The following is a 17,178-nucleotide window of genomic DNA, read 5'->3' on the forward strand; positions in this document are numbered from 1 at the left end:
AAGAATACGCCCATCTGCCACATCCCAGACGATGTGGGTTACGTTCATATAAAAGAAAAGCCGCAGGACTATGCCTGGAGTCCCCTGCGGTATTTCTTGGTCACCCGGCGATATCGCGAATGGCGATCTCGCTCATGATGCGTTCCAGCACCTGCTCGATGGACAACTCCGTGGAATCCAGCTGTATAGCGTCAGCCGCCGGTTTGAGCGGGGCTACTGCTCGCTGGGTATCGCGCTCATCGCGCGCACGGATCTCATCTAGCAGACTCGACAGACTAACATCATCGCCCTTGGCCTTCAACTGCAAGTAACGGCGACGCGCCCGCTCCTCGGCGCTGGCGGTCAGGAAAATCTTCAACGGGGCATCGGGGAACACCACCGTACCCATATCGCGGCCATCGGCCACCAGGCCTGGGGCCTCCTGAAACGCGCGCTGGCGTTGCAGCAGGGCTTCGCGCACCGCTGGCAACGCCGCCACCTGGGAGGCACCGGCACCAACGGTTTCGGTGCGGATGGCGTTGCTGACTTCGTCGCCTTCCAGGATCGTGCGCTGCAACTGGCCATCAGTGGCGGCAATGAACTGCACGTCCAGATGAGCGGCGAGTTGTTTGAGCAACTCTTCATTAGTCAGGTCGACGCCATGATTGCTCGCAGCAAAGGCCAGCAAACGGTAAAGGGCACCGGAGTCCAGCAAGTTCCAGCCCAAACGCTTAGCCAGGATTCCGGCAATAGTGCCTTTACCCGAGCCGCTTGGCCCATCAATGGCAATAACCGGCGCTTTGATATTCACGACTGAGCCTCTTGCGCGACGCGGATGCCGACCTGCGCGCATAGCGCGAGAAAGTTGGGGAAGGAGGTCGCGACGTTGGCGCAGTCATGGATGCGGATCGGTGCAGTGGCGCGCAAGGAGGCGACGCTGAAGGCCATGGCGATGCGGTGATCGCCGTGACCGTGTACTTCTCCGCCGCCGATCAGGCCGCCATCGATGATGATGCCGTCCGGCGTCGGCTCGCACTTGACGCCCAATGTCAGTAGGCCATCCGCCATGACCTGAATGCGATCGGACTCTTTCACCCGCAGCTCCTCAGCGCCACGCAGCACAGTACGTCCTTGCGCACACGCCGCAGCGATGAACAGCACCGGGAACTCGTCGATCGCCAGCGGAACCAGCTCTTCAGGAATCTCAATACCCTTGAGCTGCGCCGCGCGCACGCGCAGATCCGCCACCGGCTCGCCACCGACCTCTCGCTGGTTTTCCAGGGTGATATCAGCCCCCATCAAACGCAGGATGTCGATGACGCCAGTGCGAGTCGGGTTTATGCCGACGTGCTCAAGCACCAGCTCGGAACCTTCGGCAATGGACGCTGCCACCAGGAAGAACGCGGAAGAGGAAATATCCCCCGGTACTTCGATATGGGTTGCGGTCAGCTTATGCCCGGACTCGACCGAAGCGGTGGCGCCATCCACCGCCACCGGGTAGCCAAAACCACGCAGCATGCGTTCGGTGTGGTCGCGGGTCGGTGCTGGCTCGGTAACAGTGGTCTTGCCTTCGGCATAGAGCCCCGCCAGCAGCAGGCAGGATTTAACCTGGGCGCTGGCCATCGGCATGCTGTAGGTCAGGCCTTTAAGCGGGTGACCACCACGGATCACCATGGGCGGTCGGCCTTCGGCGGCGGTTTCGATCACGGCGCCCATTTCCCGCAGGGGATTGGCTACCCGATTCATCGGCCGCTTAGACAGCGAAGCATCGCCCGTGAGGGTGCTGTCAAAACTCTGGGCGGCCAACAGCCCCGAGAGCAGGCGCATCGATGTACCGGAGTTGCCCAAGTAGATCGGGCCCGGCGCGGGTTTCAAGCCGTGCAAGCCTACGCCGTGAACGGTGACACGACCATGGTGCGGGCCTTCGATCACCACGCCCATGTCGCGGAACGCCTGGATGGTTGCCAAGGCGTCTTCGCCTTCAAGAAACCCTTCGACTTCGGTGGTGCCCTCGGCGAGGGAGCCCAGCATGATCGAGCGGTGGGAAATGGATTTATCGCCCGGTACACGGATCCGCCCAGTCAGGCGGCCACCAGGATTTGCCAGGAAAATCAGATCGTTGGAGTTCATAGCGTCCACATAGGCCCGGCGGGCCAGGATTTTACTGAAATGCTCGCGGGCAACCCGGGCGCGCGTAAAGACGCCCAACAGTTGGTGCCCATCCCCTGCATCGACCGCGTCGCGCAAGGCGTCGAGGTCGCTGCGAAATGTATCGAGTGTGCGCAGGACAGCATCGCGATTGGCGAGAAAGATGTCGTGCCACATAACCGGGTCGCTGCCGGCGATTCTTGTGAAATCGCGGAAACCACCCGCAGCGTAACGGAAGATCTCCAGGTTTTCATTGCGCTTGGCCAGCGAATCGACCAGGCCGAACGCCAGCAAATGCGGCAAATGGCTGGTCGCCGCCAGCACTTCGTCGTGGCGCTCGACCTGCATGTGCTCGACATCGGCGCCCAGTTCGCGCCACAAACGGTCGACCACCGCCAACGCACCCGGATCGGTTTGCGCCAGCGGCGTCAGGATCACTTTGTGGCGGCGGAACAGTTGCGCGTTGGACGCCTCCACCCCGCTCTGCTCGGAGCCGGCAATCGGATGGCCCGGCACGAACCGTGCCGGCATCTGGCCAAACGCCACGCTGGCCGCACGCACGACATTGCCCTTGGCGCTGCCGACGTCCGTCAGGATCGCCTGCCCCAGCTGCATGCCAGCCAAGCGCAGCAGCAGTTTTTCCATGGCCAGGATCGGCACCGCCAACTGGATCACATCCGCGCCTTCGCAGGCTGCAACCAGGTCTTCTTCAAAGCGGTCGACGACACCCAGCTCCACTGCCAGCTTGCGCGACTGCGGGTCGAGGTCGACGCCAACCACTTCGCCACACAGCCCGCTTTCACGCAGGCCTTTGGCGAAGGACCCGCCGATCAGCCCCAGGCCCACCACCACCAAGCGCCCGATCATAGGTGCAGCAGATTGCAGCGCGGTGACATCAACCACGGGCCAGGACCTTGGCCAGCGCCTCGAGGAAGCGGGCGTTTTCCGCGGCCAGGCCAACGGTCACGCGCAGGTGGTTCGGCATGCCGTAATTGGCCACCGGACGCACGATCACGCCTTCATGCAGCAGGCCCTGGAACACGGGCGCTGCCACCCGGTTCAGGTCCACACAAAGGAAGTTGCCACGGGAAGGAATCCAGCCCAGGCCCAGCTCGCGCAAACCGGCTTCAAGCTGGGCCATGCCCGCCTCGTTCAACCGGCGGCTTTGCTCCAGATACTCGCTGTCCTGCAACGCGGCGCAGGCTGCGGCCAGGGCCAGGCTATTGACGTTGAAAGGCTGGCGCACACGGTTCAGCACATCGGCGACCACGGCCGAGGACAAACCGTAGCCGACCCGCAATGCCGCCAGGCCATAGGCCTTGGAGAACGTGCGCGAAACCAAAAGGTTCGGATAGGCCGCGAGAAAATCCAGGCCATCGGGCAGGTCGCTGCCCTCGGCGTATTCGATGTAAGCCTCGTCGAGCACCACCAGCACCCGCTCGGGCACGTCCTGCAGAAACTCGTCCAGGGCCTCGGCGCTGAACCAGGTGCCCGTCGGATTATTCGGGTTGGCGATGAAAACCACGCGGGTATTGCTGTCGATGGCTTCAAGCATCGCCGACAGGTCATGACCCCAGTCGATGGCCGGGATCACTCGGGCCTCTGCGCCCACAGCCTGGGTGACGATGGGGTACACCGCGAACGCGTGCTCGCTGAACACCGCATTGAGGCCCGGCGCCAGGTAGGCCCGCGCCACCAACTCGAGGATGTCGTTGGAGCCATTGCCCAGGGTCACCTGGTCCGGTTCCACGCGGCACTGCTCGGCTAACAGGGACTTGAGGGCAAAGCCGTTGCCATCGGGATAGCGGGTCAATTGCGCCAGTTCGGCGCTGATCGCTGCAAGTGCCTTGGGGCTGGCGCCTAGCGGGTTTTCGTTGCTGGCCAGTTTGACGATGCGGGCCGGATCGATATCCAGCTCACGTGCCAGTTCGTCCACAGGCTTGCCCGGAACGTAAGGCGAAAGTTGTTGCACGCCCGGCTGCGCCAGTGCGAGGAAGTCGCCACTCATTATCAACGCCCTTAAAGAACTGCTTTGGGGTAGGAACCCAGCACCTTGAGTGCCACGGCCTCCTGACTGATTTTTTCCAGCACGCCCTTGACCAGTGGGTCGCGGTGATGGCCGATAAAATCGATGAAGAACACGTAGGTCCATTTACCGCTGCGCGAAGGACGGGTCTCGATCCGCGTCAGGTCGATGCCGTTGTCGTGGAACGGCACCAGCAATTCGTGCAAGGCCCCCGGTTTGTTGCTCATCGAGACGATGATGGAGGTCTTGTCGTCGCCCGTCGGCGGCACTTCCTGGCTGCCGATCATCAGGAAGCGCGTGGAGTTATCCGGGCGATCCTCGATTTTTTCCGCCAAGCGCGTCAGGCCATAGAGGCCCGCCGCCATGTCGCCAGCGATGGCCGCCGAATTCCACTCACCCTTGACCCGCTTGGCCGCTTCGGCGTTGCTGGACACCGCCACGCGCTCGACATTCGGGTAATGGGCGTCCAGCCACTTACGGCACTGGGCCAGGGACTGGGCGTGGGAGTAGATGCGACTGATGCTGTCGGTCTTGGTGTTATCGCCCACCAGCAAGTGGTGGTGGATACGCAACTCGACTTCGCCACAGATCACCATGTCGTGCTCGAGGAAACTGTCGAGGGTGTGGTTGACCGCACCCTCGGTGGAGTTTTCCACCGGGACTACGCCAAAGTTCACCGCCCCGGCCGCTACTTCACGGAACACTTCATCGATGGCCGCCATGGGCTTGCTGATGACCGCGTGGCCGAAATGCTTCATGGCCGCAGCCTGGGTGAAGGTGCCTTCCGGCCCCAGATACGCGACTTTGAGCGGCTGCTCCAGGGCCAGGCACGAGGACATGATCTCGCGGAACAACCGCGCCATCTCTTCGTTACCCAGCGGCCCCTGGTTGCGCTCCATCACGCGCTTGAGCACCTGGGCTTCGCGCTCGGGGCGATAGAACACCGGCACTTCGCCCTCGGCCAGGGAGGCCATTTTCACCCGTGCCACTTCCTGGGCACAGCGCGCGCGCTCGCTAATCAGCTCTAGGACTTTCTCATCCAGGCTATCGATGCGCAGGCGCAGGGCCTTGAGTTCTTGCTCGGACATCAGCCGTGTTCCTTCTCGAACTCTGCCATGTACGCCACCAGCGCGTTGACCGCGTGGATGTCCACGGCGTTATAGATAGAAGCGCGCATGCCGCCCACCGAACGGTGGCCCTTGAGGTTCAGCAGCCCACGGGCCTCGGCGCCGGCCAAGAACGGCTTGTCGAGACGGTCGTCGGCCAGGCGGAACGGCACGTTCATCCAGGAGCGATCGGTTTTATTGATTGGGTTGCTGTACAGGCCACTGGCGTCGATGAAGTCATACAAGGTGCGCTGCTTGACCTCATTGAGCTTGCCGATGGCCGCCACGCCGCCCTGCTCCTTGAGCCACTCGAACACCAGGCCGGACAAGTACCAGGCCAAGGTCGGCGGGGTGTTGTACATCGAGCCGTTGTCGGCCGCGACCTTGTAGTCGAGCATGGTCGGGCACAGGGGACGGGCGCGGCCCAGCAGGTCTTCGCGGATGATGTTGACGACGATACCGCTGGGGCCGATGTTTTTCTGCGCACCGGCGTAGATCATGCCGAAACGGGAGATATCCACAGGGCGCGAGAGGATGTCCGAGGACATGTCGGCCACCAACGGTACGTCGCCGGTCTCGGGCACCCAATTGAACTCCAGGCCACCGATGGTTTCGTTCGGCGCGTAGTGCACGTAGGCCGCGTCACGGTTCAGTTGCCACTCGTTCTGGCCGGGAATGGCGAAATAGTCGTAGGGCTTGGCGGTGGCGGCGACGTTGACGTGACCGTAGCGCGAGGCCTCTTCAATGGCTTTCTGCGACCAGATACCGGTGTCGATATAGTCGGCCGAGCCGTTTTCCGGCAGCAGGTTGAGGGGGATCTGGGCAAACTGCTGGCTGGCGCCCCCTTGTAGAAACAGCACTTTGTAGTTAGACGGGATGTCCAGCAGGTCGCGCAGATCCTGCTCGGCCTTGGTGGCGATGGACACGAATTCGTCGCTGCGATGGCTCATTTCCATGACCGACAGGCCCTTGCCGTGCCAATCGAGGAGTTCACCCTGCGCGCGCTGCAGGACTGCTTCAGGAAGCGCCGCGGGACCGGCACAGAAGTTATAAGCTCTCTTGCTCACATCCAATCTCACTCTGATCTGGTGGGGGTGGTGCAATAAATCTTCAGTTCATGCTTGCTCGGACGTGGGAGCGGGCTTGCCCGCGATGAAGTCGATACAACCGCTACATAGCTGTCGGCAGCAATAACGCCATCGCGGACAAGCCCGCCCCCACATACACAAACAACAAGGGGGCGAATTCTCATCCGCCCCCTGGGTGTCCGCTTACTCCTGCGGTTCTTCGTCAGCGGCAGCACCAAGCGGTTGGCTCTCACCCGCCTCGTCGCTCACGGCGCCGGCCTCGAACTCGGCCTCATCGCCATCGAACTCTTCACCTTCCACTTCCGAAGGCTCCTGCACCCGCTCAAGGCCCACCAGCGTTTCGTCGCTGGCCAACTTAATCAGGGTCACGCCCTGGGTGTTGCGGCCCAGGCTGGAGACTTCGTCGACCCGCGTACGCACCAGCGTGCCCTGGTCGGAAATCAGCATGATCTCCTCGCCGTCGAGCACCTGCACCGCGCCCACCAGGCGACCGTTACGCTCGTTGCTGACCATGGCGATCACGCCCTGCCCGCCACGTTTGTACTCGGGGAACTCGCTGATGGCGGTGCGCTTGCCGTAGCCGCGGGCCGAAGCAGTGAGGATCTGGCTGCCTTCTTCGGGGATCAGCATGGAAATCAGCTTCTGCCCTTCTGGCAGACGCATGCCGCGCACACCACGGGCGGTACGGCCCATGGCACGTACATCCGATTCCTTGAAGCGTGTCACCTTGCCACCGTCGGAGAACAGCATGACTTCGCGCTGGCCATCGGTGATCGCGGCGCTAATCAGCACGTCGCCTTCGTCCAGTTCCAGGGCGATCAGGCCCACGCTGCGTTGGCGGCTGAACTGCTCCAGCGGGGTCTTCTTCACGGTGCCGTCGGCCGTTGCCATGAAGATGAAGTGACCTTCGGTGTATTCCTCGACCGGCAGCATGGTGGTGATGTACTCACCCTCACCCAGCGGCAGCAGGTTGACCAATGGGCGGCCACGGGCGGCGCGGGAGGCCTCCGGGATTTCATAGGTCTTGAGCCAGTACACCTTGCCCTTGCTGGAGAACAGCAGGAGCGTGGTGTGGCTGTTGGCGACCAGCAGGTGAGCAATGTAGTCCTCATCCTTGACGCCGGTCGCCGACTTGCCTTTACCGCCACGGCGCTGGGCCTGGTAGGCAGCGAGCGGCTGGGTCTTGGCATAACCGCCGTGGGAAATGGTCACCACGCGCTCTTCTTCCGGGATCATGTCACCCAGGGTCAGGTCCAGGCGCGCATCGAGGATCTCGGTGCGGCGCACGTCGCCGTATTCGGCGCGGATCACTTCCAGTTCTTCGCGAATCACTTCCATCAGGCGCACGGCACTGTTGAGGATGCGGATCAGCTCGCCGATCTGGTTGAGGATTTCCTGGTACTCGGCCAGCAGCTTTTCGTGTTCCAGGCCGGTCAGACGATGCAGGCGCAGTTCCAGGATGGCCTGGGCCTGTTCCGGCGACAGGAAATACTTGCCGTCGCGCAGGCCGTATTGCGGGTCCAGGGTCTCGGGACGGCAGGAATCGGCGCCGGCGCGCTCCACCATCGCCACGACGGCGCTGGATTCCCACGGCATCTTGATGAGGGCTTCCTTGGCTTCCGACGGAGTCGGCGAGGCCTTGATGAGGGCGATGACCGGGTCGATGTTCGACAGGGCAACGGCCTGGCCTTCCAGGATGTGGCCACGCTCGCGGGCCTTGCGCAGCTCGAACACGGTGCGCCGGGTGACGACTTCGCGGCGGTGACGCACGAAGGCTTCCAGCAGGTCCTTGAGGTTCAGGATGCGCGGGCGGCCGTCGATCAGCGCGACGATGTTGATACCGAACACCGCTTGCAACTGGGTCTGGGCGTAGAGGTTGTTGAGGATCACCTCAGGCACTTCGCCACGGCGCAGCTCGATCACGACGCGCATGCCGTCCTTGTCGGACTCGTCACGCAGCTCGGTGATGCCTTCGAGTTTCTTTTCCTTGACCAGCTCGGCGATCTTCTCGATCAGGCGAGCCTTGTTCAACTGGTACGGCAGCTCGGTGATGACGATCTGCTGGCGGCCACCGACCTTGTCGATGTCTTCGATGATCGAGCGGGCACGCATGTAGATGCGCCCGCGACCGGTGCGATAGGCCTCGATGATGCCGGCGCGACCGTTGATGATCGCGGCGGTGGGGAAATCCGGGCCGGGAATGAATTGCATCAGCTCATCGACGGTCAGCTCGGGGTTGTCGATGAGGGCCAGGCAACCGTCGATGACTTCACCGAGGTTGTGCGGCGGGATGTTGGTCGCCATGCCCACGGCGATACCGCTGGAGCCGTTGACGAGCAGGTTGGGGATCTTGGTGGGCATGACCGCGGGGATCATTTCGGTGCCGTCGTAGTTCGGCACCCAGTCCACGGTTTCCTTGTGCAGGTCGGCCAGCAACTCGTGGGCCAGCTTGGTCATGCGCACTTCGGTGTATCGCATGGCCGCGGCGTTGTCGCCGTCCACCGAACCGAAGTTGCCCTGGCCGTCCACCAGCAGGTAGCGCAGGGAGAAAGGCTGGGCCATACGCACGATGGTGTCGTAGACCGCGGTATCACCGTGGGGGTGGTACTTACCGATCACGTCGCCGACGACACGGGCCGATTTCTTGTATGGCTTGTTCCAGTCGTTACCCAGTTCGCTCATCGCGAAGAGCACGCGACGATGCACGGGCTTCAAGCCATCACGCGCATCAGGCAGTGCCCGCCCGACAATTACGCTCATTGCGTAGTCGAGGTAGGACTGCTTCATCTCGTCTTCGATATTGACCGGGATGATTTCTTTGGCCAGTTCGCCCATGAGAAGCCTGATTCCTTTTTCTGGTGAAACCTCGTCACATCCATATGGGACGAACGAAGCTCGCCGGTGCAGGCTTTATGCCATGCATCGACTTACGACAAATCAACGAGTTGCACCACGGATTTGCGCAGTAAAGACAACCCCTTGGGGCTATCTCGGAAAACGCCGGATGGTATCACAATCGCCGCCACGCACCTATCCCTCTGATGCGCATGGAGCGTAGTTAGATGAGCGATGACGGGCTTGAGGGCGACGAGAGAAGCTCAGAGCGGGGGCGAATGCAGAATTGGCGGCCGATTGGGGCGGTTTGGCTGGCTGTGCGGCCCCTATCGCGAGCAGGCTCGCTCCCACCAAAACCCTTACCCGCGGGAGCGAGCTTGCTCGCGAGAGCCATTCATCAACCAGAATCGCCCATCAATGCAGGCGTTTGCGGCACATCAACTGGGCCATTTTCGCCATATCGGGCCGCTCGACAATGCCCTTTTCGGTGACGATCGCGTCAATCAGGTCCGCCGGCGTCACGTCGAATACCGGGTTGTACGCTTCCACGTCCGCCCCCACGCGCTTGCCACCGACCTCCAGCAGCTCGCTGCCGTCGCGCTCTTCGATGGGAATTTCGTCGCCGCTGGCCAGGCTCATGTCGATGGTCGAGCTGGGCGCCACCACCATGAAGCGCACGCCGTGGTGCATGGCGTTCACCGCCAGTTGGTAGGTGCCGATCTTGTTCGCCACGTCGCCATTGGCGGTGATGCGGTCGGCGCCGACGATGACCCAGGTGATGCCTTTGGTTTTCATGATGTGGGCCGCCGCGGAGTCGGCATTGAGGGTCACCGGGATGCCTTCGTTGGCCAGCTCCCACGCCGTCAGGCGCGAGCCTTGCAGCCAGGGCCGGGTTTCGTCGGCGTAGACCCGTTCCACCATGCCTTCGATCCAGGCCCCGCGAATCACCCCAAGCGCTGTGCCGAAGCCGCCGGTGGCCAGGGCCCCGGTGTTGCAGTGGGTGAGGATCGCCTGGGCGTTGCCCTGGTGCCGGCGGATCAGGTCCACCCCCAGTTGCGCCATGGTCAGGTTGGCTTCGCGGTCGCTCTCGTGAATGGCCAGAGCCTCAGCCTCCAGCGCCGCCAAGGGGTCGGCGTTGCCCTTGAGGCGGTACAGGCGATCGCTCATGCGGTTCAGGGCCCAGAACAGGTTGACTGCCGTGGGCCGAGAATCGGCGAGCAGGGCGAAGTCCTCTTCCAGCTCCACCTGCCAATCACCGCCGGCGGCAAAGCGCTCGCGGGCGGCCAGCACCACGCCATAGGCGGCGCTGATGCCGATGGCTGGCGCGCCGCGCACCACCATGGTGCGGATGGCCTCGGCCACACCGGCGGCGCTGGTGTAGGCGATCCAGCGCTCCTCGAACGGCAGGATGCGCTGGTCGAGCAGGTACAGGGCGCCATCGCGCCAATCGATGGCCTTCACCTTCTCCGCCGCCAACAGTCGATCGCGCATGCCTGACTCCCCACTCAAGAACAAAAGCGGCCGATTATAGCGATCCCCCCGCGAAGACGCTCGGGTATACTTCGCCGTCCTCTATAAAAGCCGCGGAACCCTGCCACGATGCCAATCTCTGCCCCTGCGCTCGACCTCTTGCTGCTGCCGACCTGGCTGGTACCTGTGGAGCCGGCCGGCGTTGTGCTCAAGGACCACGGCCTGGGCATCCGCGAGGGCCGTATTGTGTTTATCGGCCCCAGGGCCCAGGCCCTGAAGCTCAAGGCGCAAGAAGTGCGCGAATTGCCCGGCATGCTCATGAGCCCCGGCCTGGTCAATGCCCACGGGCACGCGGCAATGACCCTGTTCCGTGGCCTGGCCGACGACCTGCCGCTGATGACCTGGCTGGAAAACCACATCTGGCCCGCCGAGGGCAAGTGGGTCGATGAAGCCTTCGTCCGTGATGGCACCGACCTGGCCATCGCCGAACAGCTCAAGGGCGGCATCACCTGCTTCTCGGATATGTACTTCTTCCCCAAAGTCGCGTGCGAACGCGTGCACAACAGCGGCATCCGCGCGCAAATCGCCATGCCTATCCTCGACTTCCCGATCCCCGGCGCCAGCGACGCCGACGAAGCCCTGCGCCAAGCCATCGCGCTGTTCGGCGAGCTCAAGCACCACCCGCGCATCACCATCGCCCTCGGCCCCCACGCGCCGTACACCGTGGGTGATGAAAGCCTGGAAAAAGTGCGGGTCATCGCCGAAGAACTGGACGCTGCGATCCAGATGCACGTCCACGAAACCGCCTTCGAAGTGCACCAGGCCCTGGAGCAGAACCAGGAGCGGCCCCTGGCCCGCCTCGCACGCCTGGGCCTGCTGGGGCCACGCTTTCAGGCCGTGCACATGACCCAGGTCAGCGATGACGACCTGGCTTTGCTGGTAGAAAGTAACAGCAGCGTGATCCACTGCCCGGAATCGAACCTGAAACTGGCCAGCGGCTTCTGCCCGGTGGAGCGCTTGTGGCTGGCGGGCGTCAACGTGGCCGTCGGCACCGATGGCGCAGCCAGCAACAACGACCTCGACCTGCTCGGTGAAACCCGCACCGCAGCCTTGCTGGCCAAGGCTGTCGCGGGCTCGGCCACCGCCCTGGACGCCCACCGCGCGCTGCGCATGGCCACCTTGAACGGCGCGCGAGCCCTGGGCCTGGATACGCACATCGGCTCGCTGGAAGTGGGCAAGGCCGCCGACTTGGTGGCCTTCGACCTCTCCGGCCTGGCCCAGCAACCCGTCTACGACCCGGTTTCCCAGTTGATCTACGCCACGGGCCGCGACTGCGTGACGCATGTCTGGGTCGCCGGTAAAGCCTTACTTGAAGACCGCCGCCTGACGCGCCTGGACGAGCAGCAACTGTGTGCCACCGCCGTCGCCTGGGGCGAACGCATCGGCGGCCACCACCAACCGAATCAAGGGGCTTGAGCCACGACTCAAGCTCCGCCAACGCTTTCACTGGATTTAGAGGATGACCCCATGAGCAACGTTGACCACGCAGAAATCGCCAAATTCGAAGCCCTGGCCCACCGCTGGTGGGACCGCGAAAGCGAGTTCAAACCGCTGCACGACATCAACCCGCTGCGGGTCAACTGGATTGATGAGCGGGTCAAACTGGCCGGCAAGAAGGTCCTGGACATCGGTTGCGGCGGCGGCATCCTCAGCGAAGCCATGGCCCAACGCGGCGCCACCGTGATGGGCATCGACATGGGCGAAGCGCCCCTGGCGGTGGCCCGCCTGCACCAGCTCGAATCCGGGGTGAGCGTGGAGTACCGGCAGATCACCGCCGAAGCCCTGGCCGAAGAAATGCCCGAGCAGTTCGACGTGGTCACTTGCCTGGAGATGCTCGAGCACGTGCCCGACCCGTCTTCGGTGATCCGCGCCTGTTTCCGCATGGTCAAACCCGGTGGCCAGGTGTTCCTGTCCACCATCAACCGCAACCCCAAGGCTTACCTGTTCGCCATCATCGGCGCCGAATACATCATGAAGCTGCTGCCGCGTGGCACCCACGACTTCAAGAAGTTCATCCGCCCGTCCGAACTGGGCGCCTGGAGCCGCGCCGCCGGCCTCACCGTCAAGGACATCATCGGCCTGACCTACAACCCGCTGACCAAGCACTACAAACTGGCCGCCGACGTGGACGTCAACTACATGATCCAGACCCTGCGCGAGGAATAAGCCGATGGCCATCAAAGCGGTTCTTTTCGACATGGACGGCACCCTGCTCGACACCGCGCCGGACTTCATCGCGGTGTGCCAGCGGATGCGCGCCGACCGTGGCCTGGCACCGATTGCCGACCAGCACATCCGCGACGAAATCTCCGGCGGCGCCAAGGCGATGGTTGCAGTGACCTTCGCCATGGACCCCGAATCGCCCGGTTTCGAAGCGCTGCGCCAGGAATTTCTAGAGCTGTACCTCAAGGACTGCGCCGTCCATACCAAGCTTTTCGACGGCATGGCCGAACTGCTGGCCGACCTGGAAAAGGCCAACCTGATCTGGGGCGTGGTCACCAACAAGCCACTGCGCTTCGCCGCACCGATCATGCAACGCCTGGGCCTGGCCGAACGCTCGGCCCTGCTGATCTGCCCGGACCACGTCACGAACAGTAAACCCGACCCTGAACCCCTGACACTGGCCTGCAAGATGCTCGACCTCGACCCGGCCAGCGTCCTGTTCGTGGGCGATGACCTGCGCGACATCGAATCGGGCCGCGACGCCGGCACCCTGACCGCCGCCGTCACCTACGGCTATATCCACCCCGACGACAACCCCCACAACTGGGGCGCCGGTGCGGTGGTGGACCACCCGCTGGAACTGCGCAAGGTGCTGGATAACGCGCTGTGCCGCTGCTAGAGCGCCGCTTGCGGCCACCTGCTTATTGTTTTGTTGAGGCTTAACTATGTTTGATTACTCCGCTCGCCCCGAACTGCTCAAAGGCCGGGTCATCCTGGTCACCGGCGCCGGTCGTGGCATCGGCGCCGCTGCGGCGAAAACCTACGCCGCCCACGGTGCCACCGTATTGCTGCTGGGCAAGACCGAAGCCAACCTGACCCAGGTCTACGACGAGATCGAAGCCGCCGGCCACCCGCAACCGGTGGTGATCCCGTTCAACCTGGAGACCGCCCTGCCCCATCAATACGATGAGCTGGCAGCCATGGTCGAAAGCGAGTTCGGCCACCTCGACGGCCTGCTTCACAACGCCTCGATCATTGGCCCGCGCACTCCGCTGGAGCAGCTGTCAGGCGAGAACTTCATGCGCGTGATGCAAGTCAACGTCAACGCCATGTTCATGCTCACCAGCACCCTGCTGCCGCTGCTCAAGCTGTCCCAGGACGCCTCGGTGGTGTTCACCTCCAGCAGCGTCGGGCGCAAGGGCCGCGCGTATTGGGGCGCCTATGGGGTGTCGAAGTTCGCCACCGAAGGCCTGATGCAAACCCTGGCCGACGAAGTGGACACCGTAGCGCCGATCCGCTCCAACAGCATCAACCCCGGCGCTACCCGCACCAGCATGCGCGCCCAGGCGTACCCAGGCGAGAACCCGGGCAACAACCCTACGCCCGAGGAAATCATGCCGGTTTACCTGTACCTGATGGGCCCGGACAGCACCGGGATCAACGGCCAGGCGTTCGACGCGCAGTAACCCCCGTGGCGCGCCGGTTTACCGGCGCGCTACTTGCCCCTCCCCGCCCCCCGCGCCTATCTCAGCCAAGTTTCTGCCACTGCGCTTCTCGCCGTGTTCCGCAAAATAATCCAAGCATCTGAATTGAAACGAGTTTTATCAAACTGAACCGAATGGCACGACTTTCGCTCTAAACCCTGCAAACACGCCGCGTGGCAGCGAGTCCGACTAGACTGATAGCACTTGTCCTACGGGACTGATGGATCAGCGGATACAAAGCTTTCACTCGGCCTGTAAGACAGCATTTCGTGCTCAGGGGCCCGTGCCATATGAAATCACCCACCCAGACCCACGCCATCGACTTCGACAGCGCCAAATTGCAGCGCCTGGGCTTTGGGCAGCAATCGCCTCTGGTGCAGCGCACGATCAGCCTGGGTCAACTGCGCCAGCAACTGGGCCTGCAATTACAGACCAGCCTGGAGCCGCAGCGCATCCTGGGGTTGTTTTTCCGTGAGATCCAACGCCTGGTGCCGCTGCACGCCCTGAGCTACGAACACCAGGCCAGCGACCTGCGCCTGGAGTTCGGCCAACGCGGCCACCATTGCGTCAGCTACAGCCTCAGCCACGAAGGCGAGCACCTGGGTGAACTGGTATTCCGCCGTAACCAGCGCTTTAGCGAGGAAGAGTTGGCCAGCCTGGAGTCGCTGCTGTCCTGCCTGCTCTACCCGATGCGCAACGCCCTGCTCTACCGCGCCGCCACCCAGAGCGCCCTGCGCGACCCATTGACCGGCACCGGCAACCGCATCGCCATGGACCAGACCCTGCAACGGGAAATCGACATGGCGCGCCGCCACCTGCAACCGCTGTCGCTGCTGATGCTCGACATCGACCACTTCAAACGGGTCAACGACAGCCACGGCCACAACGCCGGCGACAAAGTGCTCAAAGCCGTGGCCGCGGCGATCAAGGGCCAATTGCGTAATGTGGACATGGTGTTCCGCTTCGGCGGCGAAGAGTTCCTGATCCTGCTCTCCAACACCAGCCGCGAAGCCGCGGCCCTGGTGGGCGAACGCCTGCGCCACGCCGCGCAAGCCCAGGACTATCGGGCCGACACGGTGCCCATCGAACTGACGGTCAGCCTCGGCTGCTCCACCCTGCTGCCCGGTGAGTCCGCCGAAAGCCTGATCCGCCGCGCCGACAGCGCCCTCTACGTGGCCAAGCGCGAAGGCCGCAACCGCTTGGCGATGGCGGGGTAGGCACCCCGCCAGGCCACTTCAGTCGTCGGCCAGGGCCAAGCACGCGCGAGCCACCGGGGCTTTTTCCAACTGCATGCAGCGTTCCAGGAACAGGTACATGTAGTCGTAGCTCTTGCAAATGGCCTGGCGCAGTTCCACCTGCAACTGCGCCGAGGGGTTCATTCCGGCCAGGGTGCAGATGATCTCCAGCGCCTCCCAAGGGTGCGCGTCGTCGTACTGGGCGTGCATCTTCAGCCACTTCATCGCGCCCTTGCGCGCCTCTTCGGGGAACGCTGCCGCGTAGGCCCCGGTGGAACACACCAACGCCGACCATTCACCCGTCGCGCCTTCGATGGCGTAGTTGGTGGCCGCGATGGCCACGATCAGCGAATCGGCCGAACTGGTGTGCCAGCACCAGTGGCTCAAGGCGTGCAGCTCCGGCGCCACCTGTTGCGCCTGCAAATCCTCCAGCGTCACGCCATGGGCGCGGCTCCAGTTGACCCAGTAATCGGCGTGGTTGAGCTCCACACGGATGTTACGCATCAGCCAGCGGCGCGCCATGTCTTCGCCGGGGTGGCGGGCGAAGCGGGTCTTGGTCAGGTTTTGCGCCATGTACAAGGCAAACTGCTCAACCACCGGCCAGCCGCCGATCAGGTAATGGCGCATTGTCTTGGCGCCCAGTTTGTTGTCGCGCATGCGTTGGTACAACTCGTGCTCGACGACCCGGCGCTTGCTCTCGCTGCATTCGCGGATCAGCTTCTGGGCCCAGACGGGGTAACTGGCGGCGTCCATGAGCGGGCCGGTGCGGTTGAATGTATCGATCACTGTCGAGCTCCTTTTGATGGTGATGATGAAGATCAGCCGTAAGTTCAGCGAAAGGTGCCGGGCGCCTTGAACAACAACGGTTGCGGCCGCACAGGGCGGCACAACAGGCTGTCGCAGGTAAATAGTTGTGGGCGCTCAATAATATAACCCTGAGCAAAGTCCACACCGATTTCCAATAACGCTTGTTCGATCTGGGGTGACTCAACGAACTCGGCAATAGTGCGTTTACCCATGACATGGCCAATGTGATTGATAACTTCGACCATGGCGCGATTGATCGGATCGTCCAACATATCCTTCACGAAACTTCCGTCGATCTTCAGGAAGTCTACAGGTAAATGTTTTAGGTACGCGAACGAAGACATCCCGGCACAAAAATCATCCAATGAAAAAAAGCAACCTAAGCGCTTGAGTTCATTGATAAATCTAATTGCGCTAGCGAGATTGGCGATGGCGCTTGTTTCAGTTATTTCAAAACAAATCATTTCTGGTGGAATATCGTAAGTTTTGAATTGCTCCCGCAGAAAGTCCAGAAAACTCTCATCTCCGATAGTAATACCTGACAGATTAATCGCACACATCGCCATTGTTCCCGGGCGTTCCTGAGCAATACATTGAGCAATGATCTTGAATACGTTATGAACTACCCAACGGTCTAACGAAGGCATCAGACCCTGAATTCATAGAATAAGCGCAACGCTTGAAACGAGAGGCAGAGAGCCAGCCACCGGTAGAATCCAGGCTCTCACACCGAAGGATTCAAGCGCAGATGACTACGCATTACCGGCAGCTGACTCA

The 17,178-nt window shown here is 62.5% G+C and carries 13 protein-coding genes and 1 pseudogene; 5 read left to right on the forward strand and 9 right to left on the reverse strand.

Features of this window, described 5'->3' with window-relative positions; genetic code table 11:
- Positions 1 to 100: 100 nt before the first annotated feature.
- From cmk to mtnA, 7 genes are all read right to left on the reverse strand, one after another.
- Entirely contained in the window at positions 101 to 790 is a 690-nt protein-coding gene (cmk, locus tag AC19YT_RS18365; RefSeq protein ID WP_176465050.1) for a (d)CMP kinase, read from the reverse strand.
- Positions 787 to 2,994 (reverse strand): bifunctional prephenate dehydrogenase/3-phosphoshikimate 1-carboxyvinyltransferase, encoded by a 2,208-nt coding sequence (locus tag AC19YT_RS18370; protein ID WP_500610773.1) that lies wholly within the window; start codon positions 2,992 to 2,994, stop codon positions 787 to 789. Before AC19YT_RS18370 ends, cmk begins: the two co-directional genes overlap by 4 nt.
- Positions 2,995 to 3,022: 28 nt before the next feature.
- Entirely contained in the window at positions 3,023 to 4,135 is a 1,113-nt protein-coding gene (gene hisC, locus AC19YT_RS18375; protein ID WP_095107462.1) for a histidinol-phosphate transaminase, read from the reverse strand.
- An 11-nt stretch (positions 4,136 to 4,146) separates the two neighbouring features.
- Positions 4,147 to 5,241, reverse strand: a complete 1,095-nt coding sequence (pheA, locus tag AC19YT_RS18380) for a prephenate dehydratase (RefSeq protein ID WP_500610768.1) — start codon at positions 5,239 to 5,241, stop codon at positions 4,147 to 4,149.
- A complete protein-coding gene (gene serC, locus AC19YT_RS18385; RefSeq protein WP_500610769.1) occupies positions 5,241 to 6,326 on the reverse strand; it encodes a 3-phosphoserine/phosphohydroxythreonine transaminase in 1,086 nt (361 codons plus the stop codon). The genes pheA and serC overlap by 1 nt, the downstream gene beginning before the upstream one ends.
- Before the next feature lie 204 nt (positions 6,327 to 6,530).
- Positions 6,531 to 9,182: a DNA gyrase subunit A gene (gene gyrA, locus AC19YT_RS18390; RefSeq protein WP_095107459.1), complete on the reverse strand. Its 2,652-nt coding sequence runs from the start codon at positions 9,180 to 9,182 to the stop codon at positions 6,531 to 6,533.
- Between the two features lie 414 nt (positions 9,183 to 9,596).
- Positions 9,597 to 10,673, reverse strand: coding sequence for an S-methyl-5-thioribose-1-phosphate isomerase (gene mtnA / locus AC19YT_RS18395; protein ID WP_500610770.1), 1,077 nt, complete (start codon positions 10,671 to 10,673; stop codon positions 9,597 to 9,599).
- A gap of 108 nt (positions 10,674 to 10,781) precedes the next feature.
- On the opposite strand from mtnA, the gene AC19YT_RS18400 reads away from it, so the two are divergent.
- The 5 genes from AC19YT_RS18400 (at position 10,782) to AC19YT_RS18420 (ending at position 15,576) form a co-directional block, all read left to right on the forward strand.
- Positions 10,782 to 12,128 carry a TRZ/ATZ family hydrolase gene (locus AC19YT_RS18400; RefSeq protein WP_095107457.1) on the forward strand — a complete coding sequence of 449 codons (1,347 nt, stop codon included), beginning with the start codon at positions 10,782 to 10,784 and terminating at the stop codon, positions 12,126 to 12,128.
- Between the two features lie 51 nt (positions 12,129 to 12,179).
- A complete protein-coding gene (ubiG, locus tag AC19YT_RS18405; protein ID WP_500610771.1) occupies positions 12,180 to 12,878 on the forward strand; it encodes a bifunctional 2-polyprenyl-6-hydroxyphenol methylase/3-demethylubiquinol 3-O-methyltransferase UbiG in 699 nt (232 codons plus the stop codon).
- A 4-nt stretch (positions 12,879 to 12,882) separates the two neighbouring features.
- Positions 12,883 to 13,554: an N-acetylmuramic acid 6-phosphate phosphatase MupP gene (mupP, locus tag AC19YT_RS18410; RefSeq protein ID WP_500597004.1), complete on the forward strand. Its 672-nt coding sequence runs from the start codon at positions 12,883 to 12,885 to the stop codon at positions 13,552 to 13,554.
- A 46-nt stretch (positions 13,555 to 13,600) separates the two neighbouring features.
- Complete coding sequence (locus tag AC19YT_RS18415) at positions 13,601 to 14,341, forward strand: YciK family oxidoreductase (RefSeq protein WP_095107454.1); 741 nt, start codon at positions 13,601 to 13,603, stop codon at positions 14,339 to 14,341.
- A 308-nt stretch (positions 14,342 to 14,649) separates the two neighbouring features.
- A complete protein-coding gene (locus tag AC19YT_RS18420) occupies positions 14,650 to 15,576 on the forward strand; it encodes a GGDEF domain-containing protein (protein ID WP_095107453.1) in 927 nt (308 codons plus the stop codon).
- A gap of 18 nt (positions 15,577 to 15,594) precedes the next feature.
- On the opposite strand, the gene AC19YT_RS18425 is transcribed toward AC19YT_RS18420, so the two are convergent.
- Positions 15,595 to 16,347 (reverse strand): iron-containing redox enzyme family protein, encoded by a 753-nt coding sequence (locus AC19YT_RS18425; RefSeq protein WP_371856218.1) that lies wholly within the window; start codon positions 16,345 to 16,347, stop codon positions 15,595 to 15,597.
- 77 nt (positions 16,348 to 16,424) lie between these two features.
- Positions 16,425 to 17,054: pseudogene (locus AC19YT_RS18430) on the reverse strand (EAL domain-containing protein); the annotation flags it as partial.
- Between the last annotated feature and the right edge of the window lie 124 nt (positions 17,055 to 17,178).

It is taken from the genome of Pseudomonas sp. MF08875 (assembly GCF_059862525.1).